This window comes from Lysinibacillus sp. PWR01 (assembly GCF_043359455.1).
Taxonomy (GTDB): domain Bacteria; phylum Bacillota; class Bacilli; order Bacillales_A; family Planococcaceae; genus Lysinibacillus; species Lysinibacillus fusiformis_F.
The window spans coordinates 17,198-38,984 of the sequence record NZ_JBHERJ010000005.1 but is presented as its reverse complement, the minus strand read 5'-3'; the positions used below and the strand labels follow the sequence as shown (position 1 = coordinate 38,984).

Sequence of the window (21,787 nt, the reverse complement as noted above, 5' to 3'; positions counted from 1 at the left end):
CACTTATTTATTGAAAATAGGCTTTCTTTTATTTAAAAAGGCTTGAATACCTTCGTTATAATCGTCTGAACTAAATGAATCCAAAACTAACTGTGCCAGCTCATCGCTTTCTTCATTTTCACCATCTACAATCGCCTGGATAATTTTTTTGATGCCTGCGTTTGCAATGGATGATTTACTTAATAGATGTTCAGCGAATTGCAGTGTGGCATCTTCAATATTCTCTGGCTCATGTAGGGCCGTGATTAAACCAATATTTTTGCCTTCTTCAGCTGTAAAAATGTTGGCTGTGTATAAAATTTCCTTTGCCTTAGCGACACCAACAATATTGATGAGACGTTTCGTGCTTTCTAAATTATAGACAATACCAATGTTTGCAGCGGTGATACCCAGCTTACTCTTAGGTGTTGCTATTCTAAAATCACAAGCATTTGCTAACTCTAAGCCACCGCCAATTGCTAAGCCCTGAATCATAGCAATTGTAGGATGCGGAAATTTATAGAGGGCATCGATTGCCTTTAAAGCCAAATCATTATAGGCTTTGGCATTGTCTGCAGCATAACGAATATCTAAAAACTCGCTAATATCAGCACCAGATGAAAAGGCTACTTCATTGACACCGCGGACAATCAAGAGCTTGATAGAAGAATCTACACGTAGCTGTTCAAGATGGTCTACTATAGCTTGAAACATTGCCTTTGAAAACGAATTTCGTTTATCAGGGCGATTTAATACTAACGTTGCAATATAGCCATTTTTCTCTACATAAATTTCCTTTGTCATCTTCATTCTCCTCTTAATCTTTTTTCAATTTCGCAGCGAAGCGGTTGCCGATAGATTGAATGCTTTGCACAAGGATGATTAAGATAAAGACAGTTGCATACATCACATCAACCTCATAGCGTAAATGACCATAACGATAGGCAAGGTCACCTAATCCGCCAGCACCAACCATTCCTGCCATTGCCGTTGCACCAATTAATCCAATTGTGGCAATCGTTAAGCCTAAAATAATCGATGGACGAGCTTCACGTAATAGTACATGCCAAATAATATGACGACGTTTAATACCCATGGCTGTGTAAGCTTCTACCACTCCTGAATCCACTTCTAAAAGCGCAGATTCCATCAATCGTGCAATATAAGGAGCTGTGTAAACAACTAACGGAACGATTACACCTTTAACACCAATTGTTGTACCAACAATTAACTTGGTAAAAGGTAAGATGAAGAATAATAAAATGATAAATGGCACAGAGCGGACAATATTGATGAATAGATTAAAAAACTGATAGAAAAATTTATTTTCAAAGGATTGTCCTGGTCGTGTTAAAACGATTAATAGCCCTAATGGAATACCAATTAGAATGGAGAACAACAATGAAATTCCGACCATTTGAAATGTTTCGATAATTGCTTTGCCAATAACATCTGACCAATCTGTAAAGAAACTTTGGATACTACTCATTGAACGCACCTCCTAATTCTTCCACTGCCACGCCATTTTCCGAAAAATAAGTTAGCGCCTTTTGGACAATCTGCGTCTCGCCATGTAGATGCACCACAATATTGCCGACAATGCCGTTTTTTAATTCAATAATATTAGCCGTTAAAATATTTGGTTGCACATCGTATACCTTAGTGACTTCTGCTAATAATGGCTTACCAGTGCTTTCACCAAGGAATGTTAAACGGATGACACTACCTGAAACATTTAATTGCTCAATAAGAGAAGGGGATAAGTTACGTTGTGAAATTGTATTTAAAAACTTTCGCGTTGTAGGGTGCTTCGGTTTTGCAAAAAGTTCAATAGCTGTGCCAAATTCCACAACTTTCCCTGATTCTAGAACAGAAACCTCATCGCAAATTTTTTGAATCACATTCATTTCATGTGTAATGAGCAGAATCGTAATGCCTAATTCACGGTTAATTTTTAACAACAATTCAAGAATGGCTTCTGTTGTCTCAGGGTCAAGTGCACTTGTTGCTTCGTCACTAAGTAAAATCTCTGGCTCCTGTGCCAAGGCACGTGCAATAGCCACACGTTGTTTTTGACCACCTGAAAGTTGATTTGGGTAACTATCTAGTTTATCTGTTAAGCCTACAATTTCAGCATATTTAGCTACACGGTTTTTTACTTCCGTCTCTTTATAGCCTAGTAGCTTTAAGGGAACGGCAATATTATTGTAAACTGTTGCTGTTTTTAATAGATTAAAGTGCTGGAAAATCATCCCGATTTTTTGGCGTGTTTGACGTAATTCATGAAGAGAAAGGGTTGTAATGTCTACATTGTCTATCACTACTTTTCCTGCTGTAGGACGTTCTAGTAGATTAACACAACGAATGAGTGTACTTTTACCAGCACCACTATAGCCGATCACACCATGAATTTGTCCCTTTTTTACATGAAGATTGATCCCATCCACAGCTTTAATGATGCCTTTTTTCGACTTGAATTCTTTTGAGATATTTTGTAATTGAATCATGCGATTGTTTGCTCCTTTCTCAACCTTCTAAAAAGCAAGAATCTGCTCGTCTTCCCATAGAGGAATTTCGGCAGATTCTTCGGCTTATAGAAGCTTCCTGAATGTATTACCAGCTAGGGATTACTGAACCTTTGAATTCTTCTTCGATGAATTGACGTACTTCATCAGATTGGTAAGCCTCAACGAACTTTTTAATTGTTGGGTCATTTTCATTTTCAGCGCGTACGACAATGTAGTTCACGTATGGAGAGTCAGTAGATTCCAATAAAATAGAGTCGTCTTTAGGGTTAATGCCAGCTTCTAATGCGAAGTTTGTATTAATAGCTGCTACATCTACTTCACTAAGCTGTTTAGGAATTTGAGCTGCCTCTAATTCAATGAATTTTAAATTCTTTTTGTTTTCTTCTACATCACGGATCGAGGCTGTTAAGTCTGCGCCATCTTTTAGCTTAATATAGCCAGCTTCTTGTAAAACAAAGAGGGCACGTGCTCCATTCGTTGGGTCATTTGGTAGGCCAAATGTTGCACCATCCGGAATGTCATCAAAGGATTTATATTTTTCAGAGTAGATACCCATTGGATTCAAAATCGTTTTGCCCACTGGGACTAAATCTGTATCATGATCTTTATTAAATGTATCGAGGAAAGGTTCGTGTTGATAGCTGTTCGCATCAAGATCACCTTCAGCTAAGGAAGTATTAGGTAAAACATAGTCAGAAAATGATTTTAGCTCTACTTCTAGCCCTTTTTCTTTTGCTACTTTAGCTGCTACTTCTGCAATTTGCTCGTGTGGACCAGAAGTGACACCTACGACGATTTTCTTTCCATCAATTGCCTCAGCTTGGCCTTTACTATCTTCTTTAGAGCCACAACCTGCTAGAGCTGCTACTAATGTTAAACTTGCTAAACCTACTAAAAATTTATTTTTCTTTTTCATGAAAACTACCTCCAAGATTGTTTTTATCGGTTTTTTGAAAATAAAAAAACTCTCTTACAAACTAAGAGAGGCTCATGAAAAGATGTCCTCTCTTATCTATCAAACGAAGATCGTTTGCAGGATTTAGCACCTTCCTTTAAAAAGGAGGTTGCCGAGCTTCATAGGGCCAGTCCCTCAGCTACTCTTGATAAGAGATTTATAATATTTTTTTGTAATTCCGATAGAACTAATATAATTTATAGGGTATAGTAAGTCAATAATTAATTTTTAAAATTTTTATATAATTATAATATTTCGACGTGAAAGAGGGATAACAATGTCTGTGAGAGTTAATTATGGTATAGGTTCATTTGGTAGGGTTATTAGTGCTCGTCTTCTAACAGGGACAGATATCATTGAGGGAATTGAGGCGCTCTGTGAAGAGAATCATATTGAGTCAGCAACGATTGTTAGCTGTATTGGTAGCTTTCAAAAAAGTAGCTTTGTATATTTAGTGCCAGATGCAACAGCTCAGATTCAAGTTCGTTTTAGTGATGTGGTTGAAAAAGATGGACCACTTGAATTTATTCAAGGCTCTGGTGTGGTGTGTAAGCGTGATGGGGGATATGAAACACATTTCCATGGTTCTATGAGTGATCAATGGGGTGTTGTGTCAGGTGGGCATTTAATAAAAGGGGGAAATCCTGTTATTACTGCTGACCTAGTACTCGCTGAGGTACAAGGTATTCAACATATTCGAAAATTGGATGATGAAACAGGTCATGTTCAATTTTATCCATTAGAAAATGGTTTAGGGCAGCCAAGGAAAATTGAAAAATAATGATCCTGTAGCTAGAGTTAGCTACAGGACACATGTTGTGGAAAAAAGATCATGTCACTAGCAGAAATAGACCTTTTAGCAAGGTGAGGGGTTGATTTCCGTTCCGCCAGCGTCCTTTCCAGGGGGCGTCCGATGAGCCGCTTCACTCACTTCCGTTCGCTCCAGGGTCTCCTCTGTGACGCTAAATCCCCCTAAGAGTGACGCTGGCTCCACTCCAATCAACCATTCTGTAAAAATGTCTTTCCCTCTTTCATACTAGTAGTAGTGAACAAAATAACTCATTATTTGTATGATTAGAGAGAGGATAGGCTCTTATTTTCAATGTGGAGAGATGATTAGTCACAACAACCCTCAATAAAAATGAGTAGTGTACACCTTCATTTTATTTGTACAACCTTTGTTAAGACGATAACACTTTTATGGATTGGGGTGGAAGGCCTTTTCACCTTTCACAAATAATCTATTGATGATATTGTCATTTGTTAAATAATTGTAACTGCTCGATTCTATGGATTGCTTCACGTAAACGTTCCTCGCTTACCAGCAAACCGATACGGACGTAGCCTTCGCCATATTGACCGAAACCATTGCCAGCTGCCACAGCAATATCAGCTTTTTCAAGCAATAGATCGGCAAATTGTTCGCTTGTATAGCCTAGTGGTACAGGGAGCCATGCGAAGAAGGAGCCTTTTGGAGCCGTAACATGCCAGCCGATTCTTTGAGCTTCTTCAATGAGTACATTTCGGCGACGCTCATAAGTAGCTCGTAGTTCATCCGCACATTGTTGGGAAGCTGTCAGTGCTACTGTTGCTGCTTGTTGAATAGCAGGGAATTGACTACAAAACAGATGATCCTGAATAAGATTAATAGCAGCAATAATCTCGGCATTCCCAACGGCGAAGCCTATACGCCAACCTGCCATATTATAGGTTTTTGATAGGGTATACATTTCAATCCCAACTTCTTTTGCACCCTCTGCTTGTAGGAAGCTAATTGGTTTATTACCGTCAAATCCTATTGCTCCATAAGCAAAATCATGTGATACGATAATATTGTGTTCCTTCGCAAAACGAATAGTTTCTTCAAAAAACGCAAGTGTTGCTGTACCACCTGTAGGATTGTTCGGGTAATTTAGGTAAAGTAGCTTTGCCTTTTCTTTCACTTCATCAGATAATGCATCATAATCAGGTAAGAAATCATTTTCAGCAAAAAGTGGCATCACTTCAAAATTAACATCTCCTAATACGACACCTGATAAGTAATCTGGATAGCCAGGGTCTGGTAAGAGCATCGTGTCGCCAGGGTTTAACACAGCTAAAGGTAGTTCAACTAGACCGATTTTTGTCCCACCAAGAATCGCTACCTCCGTGTCAGGATTTAGTTCCACATGATATTCACGTTGATAAAAGTCGGCAGCTGCTTGGCGTAATTCAGCAATACCTCGAAATGGTGAATATTTATGGTTTTGTGGGTTTTCAGCCGCCTCCTGTAATGCTTGAATGATGTGAGGAGGTGTGGGTTGGTCGGGATTTCCTTGCCCAAGGTTAATGACATCACGTCCTTCTTCTAAGGCCGTGTTTACTTTTTGAACGAGTGCTGCAAAAAATTGAGTGGGTAGTTGCTGTAGTTTTTTAGAGAATTCCATGCATAATCACCTTTTTCAGAATATAATAATTATTATTGAAGAATATGAAGCAAATAGTATTACTTTTTCTGTTAATTGTCTAGAGGAGGAATAGATATGAAAATCGGTTGTATTCAATTAAATGTTGGCTTTGGCAAAGTTGAAGAAAATTTTGCACGTGCTGAGGATAAGATTCGAGAAGCTGCAAAACAAGGGGCAGAAATCATTGTGTTACCTGAAATGTGGAATACAGGCTATGCTTTGGAAAAACTGCCTGAGCTAGCGGATAGCGATGGGGAGCGGACAAAAGCCTTTTTAGCTAAACTAGCTAAGGAACTAGATGTACATATTGTTGGTGGCTCTGTTTCAACAAAGAAAGGCGACAAATTTTATAATACGATGTATACCTTTGATCGTAATGGAGAGCTTGTAGGGGAATATAGCAAGGCACATCTTTTTCGTTTAATGGACGAGCATCTTTACTTAGAGGCAGGGAATGAAATGAATCGTTTTGCTCTAGGTGACATTGAAGCTGCTGGTGTTATTTGCTATGATATTCGCTTCCCAGAATGGTTACGTGCCCATGCATTACAAGGAGCAAAGGTATTATTTGTACCAGCGCAGTGGCCAACTCCAAGGATTGACCATTGGAAAACATTGCTGCAGGCTCGTGCAATTGAAAATCAATGCTTTGTCATAGCGGTTAATCGTATTTCGAAAAAGGTAGAAAATTTTAATGGGCAATCTATGATTATTCAGCCTTGGGGAGAAGTACTTTGGGTTGGTGCTGAGGACGAGGAAGTAGCGGTGATCGATGTAGACTTTTCTATTGTCGATGAAGTACGTGGAAGAATCCCTGTTTACGATGATCGCAGACCTGGACTGTATCAGGATGTAGTTGTGAAAGGGTAATAAAGGGGCACGCATAGGAGGGGAGATCCCCTTTTGAGCGTGCCAACTTTTTTTCTAGCTCTTATCCTCGATCAATGAATTGGCTAGTAGCATAAATTCAAGTGTAATGCGGTTATGCCCCTTCATAAAATTTTTACCTAGTAAACTTTCAAGCTTTTTTAAGCGGTGATAGAGTGTTTGACGCACAATAAACAATTGGTTCGCTGTTTGCTGTTTAGAGCCATTTGTTTGTAAATACACCTGTAATGTTTCGAGGAGCTTGCTATTGTATTTTTCATCGTATTCAATAACGGGCTGTAAATAGTCGTATATCACTTCCTGTAAATTCACTTGCATTTGTAATTTATAGATTAAATGATATAAATGCAGATCATCATAAAAGAACGAGGACGTTTGTACCTTTCGACAAATATATAAGGTTTCTAGGGCAGTTTGATAGCTTTTAGGAATTTCATCAACATCACAAACCACTTTCCCAACGGCTATCTGATAGCCCTGTGTTTGCTGCTTTTTATAAAATTCAGTTTTGGGTAAGGAGGAAAACAGGTTATTTAACATATCACGAGTGGCTTTACTATCTTTTGTATGAAGTAAAATAAAAATAACATAGCTCTTTCTTTCAAACAAAAACGGAATAAAGCCATGCTGCTCAAAGAGATTACGATAATAAAGCTTACTATAGACAATATCCTCTTGTGCCTTTGTCAAAGTATGAGGAGAGGCTAAAATAAAGACAGCCCCACTAGATTGTGTGTAGTTAGCGTAATGTGTAACGATAAATTTATAGATTTCCTCCTTAGACAGTTTTTGATCAATCCAATCGGCTAAAATCGAAGCATCCTCAATATTCTTTTTTTCCTCAATATAAAACTCTCGCATTAAAAGCTGTGCTAACGCTGTTGCTGTACGATCCAATATTAATAATTCAAACTCTGAGAAAAGCCCATCTTCCCGATAAAGTGTTAAATCAGCATAATGTTGATCAAAAATAAAAATAGGCTCATGTTTAAATTGTTGAGTAGACTTGTGCAATGCTAGTAATTGCTGACGCTTTTTGTGTGCCATATTCGGAAAAAAGATAGGCGCCCGTCCCTTAATGGAAAACATGATTTGTGTTTTTAACTCATTATACATATTTTGTAAAATATCCTCTGTGTTTTGTCCTAAGACTGCATTTTTGTTCAAAGCTTGTGAGTAAGATTCTAGCGAAGAGATCAATAAATATTGCTGATTGATAATTTGGCTATGTAAATCCTGTGTAATACGAACAAAAGGAACCGCTTCATGAAAAACGATAATAGGAAACTGATGACGGTTAGCTAGTGCCAATATTGCTTCAGGAACTGCTTGAATAGAGGAGCCATATTCAATACAAAGAGCGGCACAATTTTTTTGAATGATGGCTTCTATAAATGCAGTAAAGTCCTCAATGCTATGTTGGAGACTTATCCCCGTTGTTAATACTAACTCTTCACCAACTAAAAAATTATCAACATGTATGATTTCTAGAACATGTGCCCATTTGATGATTCTTGTTAATCCCTCATGTCCTGCTACTACCTCTGCCTTTTGAAAATATTTATTGTTCAAAACATCTAGTACTTTTAGTTGAAATGGGCTCAATTTTGCCCCTCCTTTTGACATACTTATCTTCAGATTAATTTTGATTATTTCTGCTTAGTGCTACAAATTATCTTAGAAAATCGTTTTTAAATTATTTTAAGAATATTTAGTCTATTTTACATTATGTATAAAACAAAAGTATAGAATTTTACAGTTTGTCTATTACTTCAACGTTATGAAAGATGTAAGATTTTTGTAAGCGATCAAGCAATTTACTAAAAGAGGTGACAGATATGGGGCAACAAACGCATTTGCAAAGAGGATTAAAAAAGCGGCATATGACGATGATTGCGATTGCCGGAGTAATCGGTGCTGGTCTATTTATGGGAAGTGGCTCGGTCATTAACTTAGCTGGCCCAGGGGCAATTTTATCGTATATATTTGCAGGAATTATCGTTGTATTAGTTATGCGTATGCTAGGTGAGATGGCGGCTGTCAATCCAACGAGTGGGTCATTTGCACACTATGCACATGAAGCCATTGGTCCGTGGGCAGGTTTTATGATTGGATGGCTGTACTGGTTTTTCTGGGTGATTGCGATTGCTTTAGAGGCAACAGCGGCAGCAGCCATTATTCAATATTGGTATGACGGGATTCCTTTATGGCTAGTAAGTCTGTTATTAACCGTAGCACTTACTTTAACAAATGTTCTTTCTGTCAAAGCTTTTGGTGAGTTTGAGTATTGGTTCTCTCTTATTAAGGTTGCAAGTATAGTCGTTTTTCTTGGTCTCGGTGCATTTATTATTTTTGGTATCGCCCCCAACTTTAATGCTGTAGGTATGACCAACTTAGTTGAGCAGGGTGGTTTTTTACCAAACGGTTTTGGCGCTGTTCTAATGGGTGTCGTCATAGTTATTTTTTCTTTTATGGGGACAGAGATCGTGGCCATTGCTGCTGGTGAATCGGATGAACCTTTAGCAGCTGTTACGAAAGCTACCAATTCTATTACTTGGCGTATTTTAATTTTCTATGTGGGTTCTATAGCAGTTGTTGTGACGCTATTACCTTGGCATTCCTCAGATATTTTAACAAGTCCTTATGTAGCGGTACTTGACTATATTGGTATTCCTGCTGCTGCACAAATTATGAATTTTGTTGTTTTAACTGCAGTATTATCGTGCCTAAATTCAGCACTTTATGCTACATCACGAATGGTGTTTTCTTTAGCGGAAAAAGGAGAAGCACCAAAAGCGTTTTTAAAATTAAACAAAAATGGTGCACCTGTCAATGCCATACTTGCCGCAACATTTTTCTCGTATATTGCGGTCATAATGAATTATGTTTCGCCAGATAAAGTATTTATGTTTTTATTAAGTTCTTGTAGTGCTATTACGTTAATTCTTTATTTAATCATTGCCTTTTCACAATTAAGAATGCGACGAAAGATTGAACAAGAAAATCCAGAGCTATTAAAGGTGAAGATGTGGCTATTCCCGTATTTAACGTATTTCACAATACTAGCAACAACAGCATTACTCATTGCGATGTTCTTTATAGAGTCAATGCGCTCACAAATTTTATTTACATGCGTTATTGTGGCCATTGTGATGATTTTCTATATGCTTACTCAAAAGAAAAAGGTGATTAAACAAGCCGATGAATCAAGTTCCCTTTTCACAAAAGACGAGTTTGATTTTGAACAATAAGACGATGAAGGAGTGATCCATTATGACAGTTCAGCAAGAAATGAAAACGCTAACACATTTTATCAAAGGAGAAGAGGTAGCAGGTACAAGTAACAGATTCTCAGAAGTATATAATCCATCAACAGGTGAGGTCATTGCAAGAGTACCGCTTGCTTCTAGAGACGAGGTAAAGCATGCTATTCGGCTTGCAAAAGAAGTCTTTCCAGCATGGAAAAAAACATCCATTGGTAAGCGGGTAGAAGTATTACATCGATTCCGTCAGCTGTTAGTAGAAAAGCAGGAAGAGCTTATCGCTGTGATTTGCCAGGAAAGTGGGAAAACAAAGGAAGACGCGAAGGGTGAAATTGTTCGGGGGATTGAATCAGTGGATATGGCGATCAGTGCCCCACAAATGCTAAAAGGGGAGTACTCCGTTAATGTGGGTGGTAATATTAATGCCTTTTCTGCCAAGTCGCCACTTGGCGTAGTGGCTACGATCGCACCATTCAATTTCCCTGTTATGGTACCTCTCGCAATTACAAGTATGGCTGTTGCAGTGGGGAATGCCGTTATTCTAAAGCCATCTGAACGTGTACCTATTTCAGCATTATACTTGAGCCAATTATGGAAAGAAGCGGGTCTGCCAGATGGTATTTGGACAGTTATCAATGGTGACAAAGAGGCAGTGGATGAATTGTTAGAAAACAAAGAGATTCAAGCTATCTCATTTGTTGGTTCCACGCCTGTTGCTGAATATATTTACCAAACTGGGACAAAGCATAATAAACGTGTGGCAGCATTTGGTGGTGGAAAGAATTTCATGATTGTTATGCCAGACGCCAATTTAGAACAAACCGCAAATGCCTTTTTAGGAGCAGCATATGGCGCAGCATCTCAGCGCTGTATGGCTATTTCCGGTGCACTTGTTGTAGGTAAGGATACGGAGCAACGTTTTACGGAAATATTGAAAAATAAAATTTCTCAACTAAAGGTTGGGCCTTATACAGAGCAAGACGTCGATTTTGGTCCAGTCATCACTAAACAGTCCAAGGATACAATTATACGCTATATCGATGGGGCAGTCAGTGAAGGGGCAAATCTTGTCATCGACGGAAGAAATCCAAAAGTATGTGAAAAGTCTAATGGTTTTTATCTTGGTCCTACTTTACTTAATCATGTCACACCAGAAATGACGATCTTCAAAGAGGAGGTCTTTGGTCCAGCACGTATTGTAGTGGGGGTGGACTCTCTACAAAAGGCTATCGATTTAATAAATGATCATGAGCTTGGTAATGGTGTCACAATGTTTACAAGCAGTGGAGCGGCGGCACGTAAATTCCAAGAAGAAATAGAAGTGGGCATGGTAGGGGTTAATGTGCCAATCCCAATCCCAGTTGGCTATCACAACTTTGGTGGATGGAAACGATCTAAGTTTGGTGAAGGGCATATGTTTGGCCCCGATCAGGCGAGATTCTTTACAAAGGCAAAAACGATTTCTGAACGTTGGCCTGATGAGACAGAGGATACAGCAAGCTCCTTTGCGTTCCCAAGTAATGACGATGCGAAAAACTAATGTAAGAAAAATAATAGTAAGGGGTGTTTGGCGATGACGCAGATCAATCTTAAAAGTGATGTATTAGCAAAGGATGAGCAATATGTATGGCATTCCATGAAACCTTATAATCCGCAGGCTACGTATGTGGTGGAGAAATCTGATGGTGCAAGAATCATTGATACAGATGGTGTAGAATATATTGATGCGATGGCTGGGCTATGGTGTGTCAACGTTGGTTATGGTCGTAAAGAATTAGCGGATGCAGCGCATGAACAAATGATGAAAAATGCATATGCACCTTTATCTCAGGGACATTTGCCTGCAGTAGAATTAGCTGAAAAGCTAAATGAAATGCTTGGTGGCGATTACGTTATTTTCTTCTCTAATAGTGGGTCAGAGGCAAATGAAACAGCATTTAAAATAGCGCGACAATATCATCAGCAAAAAGGGCAAAGTTCTCGCTATAAAGTTGTCTCTCGTTACCGTGCGTATCATGGTAACTCCTTTGGGGCATTAGCGGCAACAGGGCAGGCAGAACGTAAATATAAATATGAGCCACTGTCACCAGGTTTTATCCATGTTGCACCACCTGATCAATATCGTGAACATGAAAGTGATACGAGCGCGCCATTAGATTTAGCAAGTGTAAAGGCTGTAGATAAAACCATGACATGGGAACTGAGCGACACGATTGCAGCGATGATTTTAGAGCCTATTATTACAGGTGGTGGTGTCATTATGCCTCCAGAAAACTATTTAAAAGGTATTGAGGAAGTATGTAAAAAACACGGCGCTTTAATGATTGTGGATGAGGTTATTTGTGGTTTTGGTCGAACAGGTAAGCCCTTTGGATTTATGAATTATGGTGTGAAGCCTGATATTATTACGATGGCGAAAGGAATTACAAGTGCTTATTTACCACTATCAGCTACAGCGGTAAAGCGAGAAATCTATGAGGCATTTACAGGCTCAGATGCATACGGCTATTTCCGCCATGTAAATACATTTGGTGGCTCACCAGTGGCATGTGCAGTCGCATTAAAAAATATTGAGATTCTTGAGCAAGAGGCGTTATTTGACCGTTCTAAGGAAATTGGTGCTGCAACACTTGAAACATTGCAACAAGAATTACAGCATCACCCAAATGTAGGGGATGTACGAGGCAAAGGTTTATTGATTGGAATTGAATTAGTGGTAGATAAAGTTTCGAAAGAACCTTTACCAGTGGAGAAAGTGAATGCTGTCATTGCAGCATGTAAAGGGCAAGGGGTCATCATTGGGAAAAATGGAGCTACCGTAGCAGGGTTTAATAATGTCTTAACGTTATCACCACCACTTAATATTGCACAAGAAGATCTTGACCGCATATTAAATGTGGTTGTGAATAGTTTAAATACGCTATAGTGACTATTCATATAAGTTCTAAAAGCCGCGTAATAAAGGCTTTTAGAGCTTTTATTGTAGTACTTTGGAGCATAAATGAGCTATAGGGATAATTATTATAGCTCAATAAAAATAATTATAAAATTCAGAAATTTATTAAAATAATACTGGAAATATTAGATTTCATAGTTTATAGTTGTTAAAAAATAATTAATTTTCTGATAAAAATTTTAAGAAATGTCCTGATAGGGTATATTTTTTTAATTACTTATTTTCAGCAGTGGAATAAATACATCTTGTAATTTGAACTATACTTTCTGATTAAAAGCAATTGTGATAGTTCAGGAAGCGATGTCTTGCCTGAATTGAATTGTCTAATCATAAGAAAATATAGTTAATTTTTTACCTACTTATTTTCAGCAGTGGAGAAAATAAATGTTTTTTGGTAATTATATTTCTTAAATTAAATTATAAGAAATATTTTTATATATTTTTACAAAGGGAGTAGATGAGATGAATTATGTTAAAAAATTGGTTTTTGTAATTCTATGTACGTTGCTTTTAGCAGCATGCGCAGAGAAAGACAATTCTAACGCATCAAATACTGGGGATAAGTCTACTACAGAATCAGGTACAGCTAGTTCTAAAAATGAACTTGTCATCGCTGTAAATGAAAATTTTATTTCAATGGATCCGCATAACACAGGGGATACTAATTCGAGTTCTGTACAGGAGACAATGCTAGAAGGTTTGCTAGGCTTCGATGCAGATGGACAAATTATTAAGGTTTTAGCAGATGATTATTCAATTAGTGAAGACGCTCTTGTCTATACGTTCAAACTTAAAGAAGGGGTTACCTTCCATGACGGGGAACAGTTTAATGCTGAGGCTGTAAAGGCCAATATTGAACGAATCATGAATGATGAAAGCTTACGCTTATATTCACGTGGCTTTAGCTTAATCAGCAATGTTGAAATTCTAGGCGACTATGAAATTAAAGTTACTTTAAAAGAACCATATGGACCAATGATTACTCGATTCGGAGTTGCCAAAATGATTAGTCCAAAAATGATTAAAGAAAATTCAGCAGATATACCTAAAAAACCTGTTGGTACAGGTCCTTATAAATTTGTTGAATGGGTACAAGGAGACCATTTAACAATTGAAAACTTTGATGGCTATTGGGATGGTGGAGAACGTGTTGCTAAAATCACCTATAAACCAGTGCCAGAAAACGGATCTCGCGTAGCGATGCTAAAAGCGGGTGATGCACAGGTTATCTATCCAGTGCCAGCTCAAAATATTGATGAGCTTTCTAATAGTAAAGATGTAGAAGTTAATAAGGTTCCTTCTACAATTGCACACTATGTTTCCTTAAATACTTATAAAAAACCTTTGGATGATATTAAAGTTCGACAAGCCTTTAACTATGCGGTGGACAAGGATGCTTATTTAAAAGTGGTGAATGCAGGGCTGGGTGTACCATTAGACTCCATTATTCCTTCCAAAACCGTTTATTATAAGCAACAAAAAATGTATGAACACAATATTGAAAAGGCAAAGGAATTGTTAGCTGAGGCAGGCTATCCTGATGGCTTCGATATTGAAATCTGGGGGAACACAAACTCGGATACGATGAAAGGCATGCAGTTTATTCAACAACAGTTAGGTCAAATCGGTGTAAAAGTAGAAATTAAATCAATGGAAGAAGGCACTTTATCAGACGAAATCTATGGTGCACAAACACCAGATGATGCGAAATTACAAATGTGGTATGTGAGTTGGTCAGCCTATGCTTCGGATATAACGAATGCGACAAAGCCTCTTTTCCATAGCGTATCATTCCCACCAAATGGTGCAAATACAGCTTACTATCATAATACGGAGGCAGATCAATTAATGGATGAAGCTAACTCCATTTCAGATGTAGATCGCCAAGCTGAACTATATGAAAAATTACAGGAAATCGTTTATCAAGATACACCTTGGATTTTCTTAGGGGTAGATGAGGTTGTATATGGTGTACGTTCAAATGTCAGCGGTGTACTAGTAAACCCGACAGGTGGACTAGATGTGAAAAATGCAAAAGTGGAGTAAAACACAATAAAAGGAATTGGTGCTAGTCAATTCCTTTTCTACAAAATAGAAAGGAGGAAGGCGGCGTGTGGAAATATATAGCAAGAAGAACCGTTGAAATGATACCGATATTAATTGTCATTTCCATATTAACATTCTTATTCATTCATTTCATACCAGGTGACCCTGCACGATTAGTAGCTGGTAAAGATGCCACGCTAGAAGATGTTGAAAATGTACGGCATGAGTTGGGTTTAGATAAACCCATTCTTAAACAATACGTGGATTATATGAAAAATCTTATGACGGGTGAGCTTGGCACATCTTTAACAACAGGACTACCTGTCATTGATATGTTTAAAACAAGGTTTATGCCTTCTCTTCATCTTACTTTCCTTTCCATGTTTTGGGCTACATTAATGGGTTTGGTGATTGGTGTTCTTTCTGCCATCAATAAAAACAAATGGCCTGATTATTTTGGAATGGTAACGGCTGTTTCTGGCATTTCGATTCCAGGATTTTGGCTGGGCTTATTATTGATTCAATTATTTTCAGTGCAGCTAGGGTTATTTCCGACAGGTGGATTAGACGGCTTTTCTAGTTATATTTTACCCTCCTTGACCTTAGGAGCTGGCATTATGTCAATGATCGCTCGATTTACTCGTTCTTCCATGCTTGAAACGTTACAAGCAGATTTTATAAGAACAGGGAGAGCAAAAGGACTGAAAGAACACTCTGTTATTGTGACCCATGCTTTAAGAAATTCCTTGATTTCTGTGGTAACTGTAGCAGGTTTACAATTTGGATTTCTCTTAGGAGGATCGGTGGTAGTGGAGACAGTTTTTAGTTTTCCAGGAATGGGACGACTTCTAATCGATTCGATCGCATTTCGAGATTATCCCGTCATTCAGTCTGCACTGCTGTTATTTGCATTTGAATTTATTTTAGTTAATTTAATTGTTGATGTCCTTTATACCGTGTTAAATCCAAAAATCCAATTAAATTCTTAAGGGAGGGAACAAAATGACTTCACCAACTACTGTGCAAAATAGCCAAGTGCAAAATACACATAAAAAATACTCTCCTCTTAAAGAATTTTGGAAGTCTTTTAAAAAACAAAAGGCTGCTTTGGTAGCAAGTATCTTTATAGGATTGTTAATTGTAGTCGCTTTTATTGGACCTTATATCGCACCGTATGATCCTTTTGAACCCAATTATGATGCTTTATTAGAGGGACCAAGTGCAAGTCATTTGGCAGGAACGGACGAGTATGGTCGAGACATTTTTAGTCGTTTGATAGTAGGCGCAAAAATATCCTTGATGGTGAGTTTTAGTGCCGTATTTTTAGGCTTAATACTAGGAACTATTTTAGGTTTAATTAGCGGTTACTTTGGTGGGTGGATTGACAAAATCATCATGCGTAGCTGTGATGTACTGTTTTCATTCCCTGATTTATTGTTAGCGATTGCCATTGTAGCCTTATTGGGTCCTGGTATTAATAATGTCATCATTGCTGTGATGATCTTTAGTGTGCCATCTTTTGCACGTTTAGTCAGAGGTGCTACATTGAATGCGAAAGAGAATGTATACGTAGAGGCAGCACAATCAATGGGAGCTTCGCATGTTAGAGTGCTGTGGAAACATATTTTCCCTGAAACCATTAGTGAATTAATCATTTTTGTCACAATGCGTATAGGAACAGCCATTTTAGCAGCTTCTGGTTTAAGTTTTTTAGGCTTAGGTGCAAGCCCTGAAATGCCTGAGTGGGGAGTAATGCTAAGTAGTGGGCGTGACTATTTAGGGACATCTTCACACGTAGTCATCATGCCAGGCATTGCAATATTTTTAACCGTACTAGCATTTAACTTAATAGGTGATGGATTACGAGATGTATTAGATCCAAAAATAAAAAATAATTAAGGAGAATGCCTATGCCAGAACATGTATTGCGAGTAAGTGACTTAGAAACGTCCTTTACGCGTGATAAAAAGGAAATCAAGATTTTAAGAGGTGTCAATTTTTCCATCCGTAAAGGAGAGATATTAGGCTTAGTGGGAGAATCGGGTAGTGGAAAAAGCTTAACATCACTATCCATCATGCAATTATTCCATGGCACTACAGGCAAAATCGTCAATGGCTCTATACATTTTAATGGAGATGACTTGACGAAAATGCCCGAATCAGAAATTCGGAAGATTCGTGGCAAGCAAATGGCCATGATTTTTCAAGAACCTATGACTTCTTTAAATCCTGTCTTAAAAATAGGCAAGCAATTAATGGAAGCAATTGAGATGCATTTGAAGCTGCCGAAGAACGAAAGTAAGCATCATGCAATCCAAATGTTAAAAAGTGTGGGCATAGGAAGAGCCGAGGAAATCATTTATGAATATCCACATCAGCTATCAGGAGGAATGCGTCAGCGAGTAATGATTGCCATGGCTATGGCCTGCCATCCTAATTTACTCATTGCTGACGAACCAACCACTGCGCTTGATGTCACGATACAAGCTCAAATTTTAGAGCTAATGAAAAAGCTAAAGGAAGAAAATGAGACAGCTATTTTATTAATCACACATGATTTAGGTGTTGTTGCTGAAATGTGCGATAGGGTAGTTGTAATGTATGCAGGGCAGGTTGTAGAGGAAGCAGATGTCTTTGAGTTATTTGCTAGCCCAAAGCATCCCTATACAAAAGGTTTAATTGCATCTGTACCGAAAATTGGTGATAACAAAGAAGTATTAGATTCTATCAATGGTCAAGTGCCATCCCCGCAAAATATGCCGAATGGTTGTAAATTTGCTCCACGATGTAATCAAGCGATGTCTATATGCCATCAGGAGAGTCCACCGACAGTGAAAATTTCAGCTACACGGCAATGTAGCTGCTGGCTATATGCGAAAAAGGATGTGGAAGTAAATGCCTAACAGTATTTTAAAAGTGGAAAACTTAAAAAAAAGCTTTCAAATAGCGGGTGGGTTATTTCAAAAAAAGCAATATGTTAATGCTGTCATAGATGTTTCCTTTGAAATAGAAGAAGGTACGACATTTAGTTTAGTTGGGGAAAGTGGTTGTGGCAAATCAACTACTGGCCGGTTAATCACTAGATTAATAGCACCAACAAATGGAAGTATCGTTGTGGATGGGAAAGAAGTTGCAACTGCAAAGCAATCTGAATTAAAGCATTTAAGGCAAAATGTTCAAATGATTTTTCAAGACCCATATGCCTCATTGAATCCGAGAATGAAGGTAAAGGAGCTTGTTGGTGAGCCTTTAGAAATTCATACAAAACTTTCGAAAGCTGAGCGTGAAAAACTAGTGCTTGAAATGCTGGAAGTCGTTGGATTAAATGCTGAACATGCCGATCGCTATGCGCATGAGTTCAGTGGTGGACAAAGACAGCGTTTAGGCATTGCACGTGCTTTAATAACAAAACCAAAATTAATTATTGCTGATGAGCCTGTGTCTGCGTTGGATGTATCTATACAATCGCAAATATTGAATCTATTAAAGCAATTGCAGCAAGAATATAAAATATCTTATCTCTTTATTTCTCACGATTTAAGTGTTGTAGAACATATTAGCCATTATATAGGTGTCATGTATTTAGGTTCGATTGTAGAAATCGGGCGGAAAGAAACCATATTTAATGAACCAAAGCATCCTTATACACAGGCGCTTATTGCTTCCGTGCCGATAGCAGATCCAACATTACGAAAAAAGAAGATCGTTTTAACTGGTGATATTCCGAATCCTAAAAATCCGCCAAGTGGTTGTACCTTCCACACAAGGTGCCCCTTTGCATCAGATATATGTAAGCAAGCTATTCCGGAAATGAAAAAAATTAACGAAGAGCAAAGTGTCGCATGTCACTTTGTCAACTAATCGAGAGGGTGTATATAAATGAAAATAGGGTTAAGCACATATAGTATGGTCAAAAAAATGAGACAGGGGGAAATGAATGTTCTGGATGTTTTGCAATGGGTAGCAGACAACGGAGGGCAGCATGTAGAATTAGTGCCCTATGAATTTACTGTTGTAGATAACTATGAACTTGCAACACAAATTAAAGAAAAAGCAGCAGAGCTAGGATTAGAGCTATCGGCCTATTCGTTACCAGCTAACTTTATTCAGGATACGGAGGAAGCTTTTCTAGAAGAAGTTGAACGCTTAAAGAAACATGTTGATGTAGTACATCATATGGGCATTAACATTATGCGCCATGATGTTACTCTCTTTACTTTACCAAAGGAGCAAACAACCATTCATTATTACAATGAGCACTTTGAAGAAATGGTGAGAGGCTGTCAGTTGATTGCAGATTACGCGAAGCAATTTAATATTACAACAACGATTGAAAATCATGGCTTTAATGTTCAAACAAGTGATCGTGTACAACAATTAATTCATGCGGTAAACAGAGACAACTTTAAAACAACTTTAGATATCGGGAATTTTTTATGTATTGATGAAGAACCTTTAATTGGTGTTATGAAAAACATTCCTTATGCTGCTACAGTGCATTTCAAAGATTTTTATATTCGTCCTTATTATGAAAATCCTGGTGAGGGCGAATGGTTCCGTACAGTTCATAACAATTACATCAGAGGAGCTATTGTCGGACATGGCGATATAAATATTCGCGAAATTATTAAGCTCGTAAAAGGCAGTGGATATGATGGCTATCTTACAGTGGAGTTTGAAGGGATGGAAGATTGTCAAGTTGGTTCAAAAATAGGAATGGATAATGTACGTCGTTTATGGGACGAATGCAAGCTCTAAAGGGGGAAAGCACATGAACAAGTTAAAGGTTTGTGTAATTGGCACAGGTTCTATTTCAGATTATCACTTAGGTTCCTATAAGAATAATCCATTTGTTGAATTATATGGCGTGTATGATGCTTCCATCGAACGAGGCAAAGCAAAAGCAGCACAATTTGGAGCAACGCATGTTTTTTCTTCGAAAGAAGAGTTATTCGCAGACAAAAATGTGGATGCTGTAAGTATTTGTACATGGAATAATACGCATGCAGAATTGGCCATTCTTGCTTTGGAAAATGACTTACATGTTCTAATAGAAAAGCCGCTATCTATGACTTATGCAGAGGCTTTAAATATCCAACAGATTGCAGAAAAGCATCAGAAAGTATTTCAAGTGGGCTATGTAAGACGGTTTGCAACAAATACTAAAGTACTGAAAAGATTCATCGACGATAACAAACTGGGCGATATTTATTATGCCAAAGCTTCCTGTCTAAGAAGATTAGGGAATCCAGGCGGCTGGTTTGCAGAAATAGATAAGTCTGGTGGCGGGCCTTTAATTGATCTAGGCGTACATGTGATTGATATTTGCTGGTATTTAATGGGTAGACCAAAGGTGAAGCGGATAGCAGGTCATACCTATAATCAATTAGGAAATCGAAACCATATTGAAAATTTATCCTTTTACAAGGCTGCAGACTATGATGCTACTAAAAATACAGTAGAAGACTTAGCAAATGCTCTCATTACATTCGAGAATGGGGCGTCGCTAATGGTAGACGTTTCCTATACACTACATGCCATTAAAGATGAAATAAGTATTAAGCTTTATGGCACGAATGGTGGAGCAGAGCTAGAGCCTGAATTAAAAATTGTAAGTGAAGAGCATGATACGATTTTAAATATTCATCCTCAAATTAACGATTTAACATTTGATTTTGCGACAGCCTTTCAAAATGAAATCAATTCATTTGTTGATTGTTGCCTCCATCATTATGATTCTGTTGCACCTGTAGAGGATGGGGTAGAAATTATGAAAATCTTAGAAGGCATTTATATTTCTGCAACTGAAGGAAAGGAAGTTGTTTATTAAGATGGTGAAATTGGACAATAAAATTGGCGTGATAGTAGACAGCTTTCGATTGCCTATTCGTGAAGGTTTATTAAAGGCGAAAGAAGTTGGTGCACAAGGGGTACAGATGTATGCCGTTTCAGGTGAGTTGGACCCAGATAATTTAAATACTGCCCAAAGAGCAGAATTGAAGCAGTACATTTCAGAGTTAGGTTTAGAGATTTCCGCATTATGTGGAGATTTAGGTGGGCATGGCTTTCAAGACAAAACAGAAAATGCCTGGAAAATAAAAAAATCAAAAGAAATACTGCAATTAGCCAAGGACCTGGGAACATCCATCGTTACAACCCATATTGGTATTATTCCTGAAGATGAAAATGATCCAATCTATCAAACAATGCTGGAAGCTTGCGAAGAATTAGGGCAATATGCTACATCATTAGATGCTTATTTTGCAATTGAAACAGGGCCAGAAACGAGTAAAACATTAAAAGGATTTCTAGATAAGCTTACAACGAATGGTGTATCGGTTAATTTTGACCCTGCCAATATGGTGATGGTAACAAAAGATGATCCTGTAGCTGGAGTCAAACGATTAAAGAAGTATATTGTACATACACATGTAAAGGATGGTATTCAACTGCAGCCAACGAATCCTAAAGATGTGTACGGGTACTTAGGATACGATTCTGGAACATCTCATGATAAAATAGAAGAAATGGTGGAAAATGGAGAGTTTTTCAGAGAACTTCCATTAGGTCATGGAGATGTCAATTTCGAGCTTTACTTTTCAGCTTTACAAGAAATCGGATACAATGGCTATTTAACTATTGAACGAGAAGTGAGATCAAATCCCGAAAAAGACATCAAAGAAGCTGTACAATTCATAGAAAAGTTTAAATAGGGGTTGAATCTA

The 21,787-nt window shown here is 37.9% G+C and carries 19 protein-coding genes and 1 riboswitch; of the genes, 13 read left to right on the top strand and 6 right to left on the bottom strand.

Going from position 1 to position 21,787, the window contains the following annotated elements:
* Positions 1-3: 3 nt before the first annotated feature.
* From ACEVFT_RS00715 to ACEVFT_RS00700, 4 genes are all read right to left on the bottom strand, one after another.
* The gene (locus tag ACEVFT_RS00715; RefSeq protein ID WP_393947593.1) at positions 4-783 is read right to left on the bottom strand and encodes an enoyl-CoA hydratase/isomerase family protein; all 780 of its coding nucleotides are present in this window, start codon (positions 781-783) and stop codon (positions 4-6) included.
* A 13-nt stretch (positions 784-796) separates the two neighbouring features.
* Positions 797-1,468: a methionine ABC transporter permease gene (locus ACEVFT_RS00710; RefSeq protein WP_004225517.1), complete on the bottom strand. Its 672-nt coding sequence runs from the start codon at positions 1,466-1,468 to the stop codon at positions 797-799.
* The gene (locus tag ACEVFT_RS00705) at positions 1,461-2,486 is read right to left on the bottom strand and encodes a methionine ABC transporter ATP-binding protein (protein WP_205446705.1); all 1,026 of its coding nucleotides are present in this window, start codon (positions 2,484-2,486) and stop codon (positions 1,461-1,463) included. The genes ACEVFT_RS00710 and ACEVFT_RS00705 overlap by 8 nt, the downstream gene beginning before the upstream one ends.
* Before the next feature lie 106 nt (positions 2,487-2,592).
* Positions 2,593-3,423, bottom strand: a complete 831-nt coding sequence (locus ACEVFT_RS00700; protein WP_393947591.1) for a MetQ/NlpA family ABC transporter substrate-binding protein — start codon at positions 3,421-3,423, stop codon at positions 2,593-2,595.
* 89 nt (positions 3,424-3,512) lie between these two features.
* Positions 3,513-3,617: riboswitch (SAM riboswitch) on the bottom strand.
* A gap of 122 nt (positions 3,618-3,739) precedes the next feature.
* Between ACEVFT_RS00700 and ACEVFT_RS00695 the strand changes: the two genes are divergently transcribed.
* Positions 3,740-4,243 (top strand): PPC domain-containing DNA-binding protein, encoded by a 504-nt coding sequence (locus tag ACEVFT_RS00695; RefSeq protein ID WP_393947589.1) that lies wholly within the window; start codon positions 3,740-3,742, stop codon positions 4,241-4,243.
* Between the two features lie 475 nt (positions 4,244-4,718).
* Here ACEVFT_RS00695 and ACEVFT_RS00690 read toward each other — a convergent pair whose 3' ends face one another.
* On the bottom strand, positions 4,719-5,888 hold the full coding sequence (locus ACEVFT_RS00690; RefSeq protein WP_393947587.1) for a pyridoxal phosphate-dependent aminotransferase: 1,170 nt from the start codon (positions 5,886-5,888) through the stop codon (positions 4,719-4,721).
* Between the two features lie 96 nt (positions 5,889-5,984).
* Here ACEVFT_RS00690 and ACEVFT_RS00685 point away from each other — a divergent pair, with 96 nt between their 5' ends.
* Positions 5,985-6,779: a carbon-nitrogen family hydrolase gene (locus ACEVFT_RS00685; protein ID WP_393947585.1), complete on the top strand. Its 795-nt coding sequence runs from the start codon at positions 5,985-5,987 to the stop codon at positions 6,777-6,779.
* Positions 6,780-6,833: 54 nt separating this feature from the next.
* On the opposite strand, the gene ACEVFT_RS00680 is transcribed toward ACEVFT_RS00685, so the two are convergent.
* Entirely contained in the window at positions 6,834-8,402 is a 1,569-nt protein-coding gene (locus ACEVFT_RS00680; protein WP_393947580.1) for a PucR family transcriptional regulator, read from the bottom strand.
* 233 nt (positions 8,403-8,635) lie between these two features.
* On the opposite strand from ACEVFT_RS00680, the gene ACEVFT_RS00675 reads away from it, so the two are divergent.
* From ACEVFT_RS00675 to ACEVFT_RS00625, 11 genes are all read left to right on the top strand, one after another.
* On the top strand, positions 8,636-10,048 hold the full coding sequence (locus ACEVFT_RS00675; protein WP_342533826.1) for an amino acid permease: 1,413 nt from the start codon (positions 8,636-8,638) through the stop codon (positions 10,046-10,048).
* Positions 10,049-10,070: 22 nt separating this feature from the next.
* Positions 10,071-11,600, top strand: a complete 1,530-nt coding sequence (locus ACEVFT_RS00670; RefSeq protein WP_393947578.1) for a CoA-acylating methylmalonate-semialdehyde dehydrogenase — start codon at positions 10,071-10,073, stop codon at positions 11,598-11,600.
* Between the two features lie 33 nt (positions 11,601-11,633).
* Entirely contained in the window at positions 11,634-12,986 is a 1,353-nt protein-coding gene (locus ACEVFT_RS00665; RefSeq protein ID WP_342442384.1) for an aspartate aminotransferase family protein, read from the top strand.
* Positions 12,987-13,478: 492 nt separating this feature from the next.
* Positions 13,479-15,062: a glutathione ABC transporter substrate-binding protein gene (locus tag ACEVFT_RS00660; protein ID WP_393947576.1), complete on the top strand. Its 1,584-nt coding sequence runs from the start codon at positions 13,479-13,481 to the stop codon at positions 15,060-15,062.
* 65 nt (positions 15,063-15,127) lie between these two features.
* The gene (locus ACEVFT_RS00655) at positions 15,128-16,051 is read left to right on the top strand and encodes an ABC transporter permease (protein WP_205446714.1); all 924 of its coding nucleotides are present in this window, start codon (positions 15,128-15,130) and stop codon (positions 16,049-16,051) included.
* A gap of 13 nt (positions 16,052-16,064) precedes the next feature.
* Positions 16,065-16,961 (top strand): ABC transporter permease, encoded by an 897-nt coding sequence (locus tag ACEVFT_RS00650; RefSeq protein ID WP_393947574.1) that lies wholly within the window; start codon positions 16,065-16,067, stop codon positions 16,959-16,961.
* Positions 16,962-16,972: 11 nt separating this feature from the next.
* On the top strand, positions 16,973-17,965 hold the full coding sequence (locus tag ACEVFT_RS00645) for an ABC transporter ATP-binding protein (RefSeq protein WP_205446716.1): 993 nt from the start codon (positions 16,973-16,975) through the stop codon (positions 17,963-17,965).
* Positions 17,958-18,923, top strand: coding sequence for an ABC transporter ATP-binding protein (locus tag ACEVFT_RS00640; RefSeq protein ID WP_205446717.1), 966 nt, complete (start codon positions 17,958-17,960; stop codon positions 18,921-18,923). Before ACEVFT_RS00645 ends, ACEVFT_RS00640 begins: the two co-directional genes overlap by 8 nt.
* A gap of 18 nt (positions 18,924-18,941) precedes the next feature.
* On the top strand, positions 18,942-19,820 hold the full coding sequence (locus ACEVFT_RS00635) for a sugar phosphate isomerase/epimerase family protein (protein WP_205446718.1): 879 nt from the start codon (positions 18,942-18,944) through the stop codon (positions 19,818-19,820).
* A gap of 13 nt (positions 19,821-19,833) precedes the next feature.
* The gene (locus ACEVFT_RS00630; RefSeq protein WP_393947571.1) at positions 19,834-20,892 is read left to right on the top strand and encodes a Gfo/Idh/MocA family protein; all 1,059 of its coding nucleotides are present in this window, start codon (positions 19,834-19,836) and stop codon (positions 20,890-20,892) included.
* Position 20,893: 1 nt separating this feature from the next.
* The gene (locus ACEVFT_RS00625; RefSeq protein ID WP_393947570.1) at positions 20,894-21,775 is read left to right on the top strand and encodes a sugar phosphate isomerase/epimerase family protein; all 882 of its coding nucleotides are present in this window, start codon (positions 20,894-20,896) and stop codon (positions 21,773-21,775) included.
* The last annotated feature ends 12 nt before the right edge of the window (positions 21,776-21,787 follow it).